We start from the raw sequence: 1,292 nt of genomic DNA, 5'->3' as shown, positions 1-1,292 counted from the left end.
TCTCCGCCATTTGAAGTAATGGATGCTGCTTGAATGCTGTTTGCAGCGCCTAAAAAAACTGAACCTGCGATCGCGATATTGCCAACTTGAATGCTGGCAGGTGAAAAACTGCCGGCTGCTAGAGTGCTGTTTTCAGTGAGGGGAACGGGTAGGTTGCCAGCCGTAAACACCAACTGCGGTCGATCGCTAGATGCGGAACTGATAGCGAGATCACCAACTGCGATCGCGCCTTCGGCTTGCACTCCCAGAGAAGCGCCTGCGTAATTACCAAAAGAGACGTTTCCGCCTGAGACGATCGTAGAACCGCCTGAACTTGCGAAGTTGCCGGGGCTACCTTGAAGTGTGCCAATTGAGAAATCGCTGCCAGCTCTGAAGAGGGCATCACCGGATACAGTACCGTTACTGGTAAGTGTGATGCGGCCGCCAGCGCTCAGTAAGCTTTGGGAGTGATTGCGAGCCTGGATGTTTATTTGGCGATCGCCCTGCACGGTTAGGTTTCCACCCGCATCAATCACAAAAGAGTTAGCCGCGCTGTCGCGAATGCCGACAGCTTCCCCCGCTTGCAATTTCAAGTCACCGGTTGTTTGTAGTTGCCTGTTTACTAGGGTTAGGTTACGCGCGGCTGACACAGTAGCCGTTTGAGCAGACACTGCTAAATTTTGGTTCGCACCTGTTGCCTGAGTGTCGCCGATGGCCACATCGCCAGCTTCTACCCGCAAGTCTGAATTCGTTAGCTGTACGCTTCCGTCGCTGTTAACTGTAACGCCTGTAGCATTGCTGCTACCCCCTGTCAGCAGTTGGGACAGGGTGAGGGGACTCAACGGCACAGAAGCAGAGTTGAGATTAGAAGAGGGGGAAATTTCTAAACTCAGCAGATGTCCTGCTTGAGAAATGCGGACTAAGTTTTCTCCGGGCACCGATGCGATCGCAATTTGCCCGGAAGGTGCTGACAAAGTACCGGGGCTGAAAACTGTTCCGCCTATTAAAGCTAGCGTTTGCCCGTTAGGTACGCGCAGTTGACCGAAATTTGCGATCGCCCCTGGCTGAGCATTACCAAAATTTAAAATGCTTGGCGTTCCTATCAGCATAGCGTATTCATTAACGCCAACTGCGTTAAACCAATTGTTGCCAAATCCGATTCCGGTTGCTGTTGTTGCTAAGAATGAACCAGGCACGTTCAGTTGAGCGTTGGAACCAAAAACAATCCCCGCCGGATTCATCAAAAATAAGTTAGAATTACCGCCTATTACTTGAATTAAACCGTTAATATAAGAAGCATCGCCACCCACAAC

Annotated in this window: 1 protein-coding gene; it reads right to left on the bottom strand. The window is 50.9% G+C overall.

Annotated elements, in window-relative coordinates; translation table 11 throughout:
- A partial coding sequence (locus tag QUA45_RS28835) for a two-partner secretion domain-containing protein (RefSeq protein ID WP_333223369.1) occupies positions 1-1,292 on the bottom strand: 1,292 nt, incomplete at both ends.

Source organism: Microcoleus sp. Pol12A5 (assembly GCF_036701435.1).
In the GTDB taxonomy this organism is placed as follows: Bacteria; Cyanobacteriota; Cyanobacteriia; order Cyanobacteriales; family Microcoleaceae; genus Microcoleus.
The sequence above is the reverse complement of the archived record's forward strand: the minus strand, read 5'-3'. Positions and strand labels throughout refer to the sequence as shown.